This window comes from Rhizobacter sp. P3_C12 (assembly GCF_056402735.1).
Window position 1 is genome coordinate 1 of record NZ_JBFUGW010000371.1, and the last position, 4,972, is coordinate 4,972.

Consider the following 4,972-nt stretch of genomic DNA (forward strand, 5'->3'; position numbering starts at 1 on the left):
GCCCTGCAGGCCGCCCGACTGCACGCGGCTCAGGTTGGCCGCGCCGTTGGCGAACTGCACGTAGGCATCGGCAACGCCGTACAGCGTCACGTTGGTGGAGGAGGCTTGCGCGTCTTGCGCATTGGCTGCCGAGGCAGCGGCCAGTGCGACCGCGGTCACGGCAAAGGTGGCGAGTTTCATGGGTTGGTTTCTGCGATGGCAGGTGGTCAGAACCGCGCCATCGTAGGAACCGCTGCCGGACGGGAACCTGTCCGGCAGATGACAAATTTGTCAGCGTCGCTGCATGCGCGAGCCCATCGAATCAGAAACGCACAAGGTCACACAAACACAATAATTGCCACATAGCATGGGTGGGATCGACCGCTCCCCCACCTCCCTTGGAACCCCCATGCACACCCTCTACACCCAGCGGCCGGCCACGCCGGCCCGCAGCACATCGCTCCCCCACACACCGCCTGCATCGACTGCAGCCGCTTCCGCCCGGCGCTTCGCGTTGGGCGTGGGCATCGCGATCGCCGTCGCGCTGACCGCCTGCGGCGGCGGCAACGACAACAAGGATTGCGGCTCGGCGGGCAACACCCGCGACCTGCACTGCGCGCCCTGACACGGACCGATGCCATGACGCTCAACCGCCGTAACTTCCTCCGCACCGCCGCCGGCTCCTCCCTCGCGCTCGGTCTGTTCCCTCCCGCCATCCAGAAGGCCCTCGCGATACAGGCCAACAACGCGACCGGCACGCTGAAGGATGTCGAGCACATCGTGCTGCTGATGCAGGAGAACCGYTCGTTCGACCACTACTTCGGCGCGCTCAACGGCGTGCGCGGCTTCGCCGATCCGTTCGCGATCCCGGTGCCCGATGCCGGCGCCATCCAGCGCCGCACGGTCTGGTCGCAGCCCAACGCCGTGGCCGGTGCCGCGCCGGCGGTGGTCGCGCCCTTCCACCTGAACACCACGCAGAACTTCGAGGTGATGCGGGTGGAGGGCACGCCGCACTCGTGGGGCGACGCGCAGTACGCCTGGGACCAGGGCCGCATGAACACCTGGACCACCTACAAGAAGAACCATGCGATGGGTTACTACACCCAGGACGACCTGCCCTTCCAGTACGCGCTGGCCAATGCATTCACGCTGTGCGATGCCTACCACTGCAGCTCGCAGACCGGCACCAACACCAACCGCCTGTTCGCGTGGACCGGCACCAACGACGGCCTGGCGCTCGGCAACGGCCCGGCCACGTACAACGACTACGACTGGTTCGACGCCAACCCCGGCAATGACGGCGGCTACACCTGGACGACCTATCCCGAACGTCTCGAGCGCGCCGGCATCACCTGGCAGGTCTACGAGAACATGGACGACAACTTCACCGACAACTGCCTGGCGGGATTCCATGCCTTCCGCGATGCGTACTTCCAGCGCCCCGGCTATTCGGAGGCGCTGCGCCAGCGCGGCGTCGGTACGCGCGACCTCGACAAGCTGAAGGAGGACGTGCTCGCCGGCAAGCTGCCGCAGGTCAGCTTCATCGTCGCAACGGCCGAAGGGTCGGAGCACCCCGGGCCGTCGAGCCCGGCCCAGGGCGCCGACTACACCGCCAAGGTGCTGGATGCGCTGACCGCCGACCCCGCGGTCTGGAGCAAGACCGTGCTGTTCCTGAACTTCGACGAGAACGACGGCTTCTTCGACCACGTGCCGCCGCCGGCACCGCCCTCGTACGCCAGCTGGGATGCCGATCCGGCGAAGGCCGTTCTCGCCGGCGCGAGCACGGTCGACACCGCGGCCGAGTACCACGAGCACCTGAAGGCGTACCACACGGCGGCCTACGAGCCCTCGCTGCTGCACCGGCCGTACGGCCTCGGGCCGCGCGTACCGATGTACGTGATCTCGCCGTGGAGCAAGGGCGGCTGGGTCAACTCGCAGGTGTTCGACCACACCTCGCCGCTGCAATTCATCGAGCAGCGCTTCGGCGTGAAGGAGCCCAACATCTCGGCCTGGCGCCGCGCGGTGTGCGGCGACATGATGTCGGCCTTCAACTTCGCCGACCCGAACAACGCCGAGTTCTTCAGGAACCTGCCGGCGACCACCGCCCTGGCGGACCGTGCGCGCGCCCTGCCCCAGCGCACCGTGCCCACGCTGCCGAACGCGGCCGCGATGCCGGTGCAGGCCAAGGGCACCCGGCCGTCGCGCGCGCTGCCGTACGAGTTGCACGTCAGTGCGGTCTGCACCCCGGCCTCGCAGCAGGTCACGCTGATCTTCTCGAACACCGGCCGCGCGGCAGCGGTCTTCCACGTCTACGACCGCCTGCACCTGGACGCCGTCCCGCGGCGCTACACCGTCGAGGCCGGCAAGCAGCTGCGGGGCAACTGGGCGCTGGCCGCGGACCAGGGCGTCTACGACCTCTGGGTGCTCGGGCCGGCCGGGCTGCATCGCCATTTCACCGGCAACGCCAGCACACTCGCCGTGGCGAGCCGGCCCAATCCGGAGATCCAGGTCTGCTACGACGTCGCCAACAGCGACCTGGTGCTGAAGCTGCACAACACCGGCACCGCGGATTGCACCTTCAGCGTGCGGGCCAATGCGTATTTCGACGACACGGTGCAGACGGTGGCGGTCGGCCCGGGCGGTGAACAGACGCTGGCGTGGGCGCTCAAGGACAGCGGCAACTGGTACGACTTCAGCGTCGGCGTGCCGGCGCTGCCGGGCTACAGCCGCCGCTTCGCCGGGCGCCTGGAAACCGGCGCGCACCTGGTCAGCGATCCGGCGATGTTCGGCCCCGCGGTCGCCGAGCAGCCGGCCGTCACCCGCTGACTCACCCGCTGACTCAGCCGCTGACCCGGCACGGGCCGTCCCCCCCGGGGCGGCTTGCGGCATCATCGCCCCATGCTCCAGCAAGATCGTCATCAACGCATCCGGGCCCTGCTCGCCGGCGACGGACAGGCCAGCACCGAGCGCATCGCCAACGAACTGGGCGTGTCGCGAGAGACGGTGCGGCGCGACGTGCTCGCGCTGGAAGCCGCCGGGCAGCTGCGCCGCGTGTTCGGCGGCGTCCTGGCCTGCGATGCCGACGCCGAGCCGCCGCTCGCGCAGCGCAACAAGACCCACGCGCTGGACAAGCGCGCGATCGTGCGCGCGGCGGCACGCCTGCCGCAGCCGGGGCAGTCGCTGTTCATCGATGCCGGCAGCACCGTGTCGATGCTGGCGCAGGAGCTGGCCTCGCTGCGCGACTTCACGGTGATCACCAACTCGTTCGACGTGGCCTTGAAGCTCGCCAGCCCGACGCTGGATGGTGGTTCACCCCGGCATCAGGTGCATGTGCTCGGCGGACGGCCGCGGCCGGAGCTGGCCGCGAACTACGGCGATGCCACCGTGGCCGAGGTGATGCGCTGGCGGGTCGACTGGGCGCTGCTCTCGCCCGTCGGCGTGGAGGCGCGCATGGGCGCCAGCAGCTTCGATCCATCGGAGGCAGAGCTGGCGCGCGCGATGGTGCGCCAGGCCCGGCGCACCGTGCTGCTGGCCGACCACAGCAAGATCGGCGTGTGCGCCCGGGTCGCGTTCTGCGGCATCGAGCAGGTCCACCAGCTGATCACCAACAAGCGGGCCCGCGAATCGGCCGCCCTGCACGCGCTGGCCGACGCCGGCTGCGAGGTGACGCTGGTCTAGCGGTGTGACGGGTCTGATCGACCCGCGCTCGATCAGATCGAGAAGCCCAGCAGCATCGCGACGCCGGCTTCCTTGTTCGGCCGCACGAAGCTGTCGCGCGTCAGGCGGCTCATCTTGATCGTCAGCGCATCGGTCAGGAACCACTTGGTGTACAGCGCGTTGATCTCGCCGCTGGTGTAGAGCTGCGACAGGCTGCGGTCCACCGAGGCGAGCAGCGCGGTGTCGCCCTTGCGCACCATCACCGCGTACGGCTCGACCGACAGCGCCAGGCTGCTGACCTGGAAGGTGTCGAGCGCCTTGTCGTTGGAGGCCAGGCCGAGCAGCAGCGAATCATCCTGCGGGAAGGCGCGCACGCGGCCTTCCTTCAGCGCCTTGTAGGCCTCGCCGTTGCTCGCGAAGGTGGTCAGCTGCGCATGCAGCTCGCCGTTGGCCAGCTGGTTGAAGAGCTTCTCCGAGGTGGTGCCCTTGCTGAGCGCCACCGGCAGGCCGTTCAGGTCCTTCACCGACTCGACCTGCAGGTTCTTCGGCGTCAGCAGGCGCATCGAGGCGACGAAGATGGTGTAGCTGAAGGCGACCTTCTCCTGGCGCGCGCGGGTGTTGGTGGTGGAGCCGCACTCCATGTCGATCTCGCCGCTCAGCAGCTTCGGGATCCGCTCCGGCCCGCTGACGACCTTGTACTGCACCTTCAGGTCGGGCAGCTTCAGCTCGCGCCTGATGCCTTCGACCGCGTTCAGGCACAGGTCGACCGAGTAGCCGACCGGCTGCTTCTGTTCATTGAGGAACGAGAACGGCCGCGCCGCCTCGCGCACGCCCAGCACGATCACCTTGCTTTCGCGGACCTTGGCCAGCGTGTCGGTGGGGGATTGGGCAAACACCGCGCCGCTGGTTCCGAGGGCCACCAGAAGGCACAACATGCGGTGAGAAAAGGACGACATCCGGCTGCTCCGACCAAAAGGGTCGAAGTATAGGGTTTACCCTTTCAGCCCTGGCGTGACGAAACTCTCACCCATTCGTTTTCACGACAGGACCCCCGCGATCGCGTGGGGCAGCAACGCCACGATCACCCCCTGCAGGCAGCCGCCCCACCACAGCAGCGCCGTGTTGTCGAAGGTCGCCCGCTGGTGCGGCCCGACCTCGCCGCGCCAGATGCGCGCGCCCAGGAAGCCCGCCAGCAGCCCCATCAGCGCGAGGTGGAAGCCCTGGTAGCCGAGCAGCGCCGCGAGGCTCGCGCTCCAGCCGTTGGCGCGCGGCGCGAGGCCCGCGTCGAGCACGGCGAGCAGCAGCCCGGCGCACGAGGCCGCGGCCAGCGCGGTGG

The 4,972-nt window shown here is 68.9% G+C and carries 4 protein-coding genes and 2 pseudogenes; 3 read left to right on the plus strand and 3 right to left on the minus strand.

From position 1 onward, the window contains the following. Positions 1-180, minus strand: a pseudogene (locus AC1DXV_RS31230) (porin); the annotation flags it as partial. Between the two features lie 208 nt (positions 181-388). Between AC1DXV_RS31230 and AC1DXV_RS31235 the strand changes: the two are divergent. The 3 genes from AC1DXV_RS31235 (at position 389) to AC1DXV_RS31245 (ending at position 3,657) form a co-directional block, all read left to right on the plus strand. Further along, on the plus strand, positions 389-604 hold the full coding sequence (locus tag AC1DXV_RS31235) for a hypothetical protein (RefSeq protein WP_477869222.1): 216 nt from the start codon (positions 389-391) through the stop codon (positions 602-604). A gap of 14 nt (positions 605-618) precedes the next feature. Continuing rightward, complete coding sequence (locus tag AC1DXV_RS31240) at positions 619-2,805, plus strand: phosphocholine-specific phospholipase C (RefSeq protein ID WP_477937357.1); 2,187 nt, start codon at positions 619-621, stop codon at positions 2,803-2,805. Positions 2,806-2,877: 72 nt separating this feature from the next. Then, positions 2,878-3,657, plus strand: a complete 780-nt coding sequence (locus tag AC1DXV_RS31245) for a DeoR/GlpR family DNA-binding transcription regulator (RefSeq protein ID WP_477873553.1) — start codon at positions 2,878-2,880, stop codon at positions 3,655-3,657. Positions 3,658-3,689: 32 nt separating this feature from the next. Here the strand turns inward: AC1DXV_RS31245 and AC1DXV_RS31250 are convergent, their stop codons facing one another. Together AC1DXV_RS31250 and AC1DXV_RS31255 are read right to left on the minus strand one after the other, a co-directional pair. Beyond that, the gene (locus AC1DXV_RS31250; protein ID WP_477937359.1) at positions 3,690-4,532 is read right to left on the minus strand and encodes an amino acid ABC transporter substrate-binding protein; all 843 of its coding nucleotides are present in this window, start codon (positions 4,530-4,532) and stop codon (positions 3,690-3,692) included. Between the two features lie 141 nt (positions 4,533-4,673). Continuing rightward, positions 4,674-4,972, minus strand: a pseudogene (locus AC1DXV_RS31255) (cytochrome ubiquinol oxidase subunit I); the annotation flags it as partial.

What these genes read in the sequence shown, in the direction of transcription:
- AC1DXV_RS31235 (WP_477869222.1), top strand. Translation starts at nt 389, where the DNA reads ATGCACACCCTCTACACCCAGCGGCCGGCCACGCCGGCCCGCAGCACA.
- AC1DXV_RS31245 (WP_477873553.1), top strand. Translation starts at nt 2,878, where the DNA reads ATGCTCCAGCAAGATCGTCATCAACGCATCCGGGCCCTGCTCGCCGGC.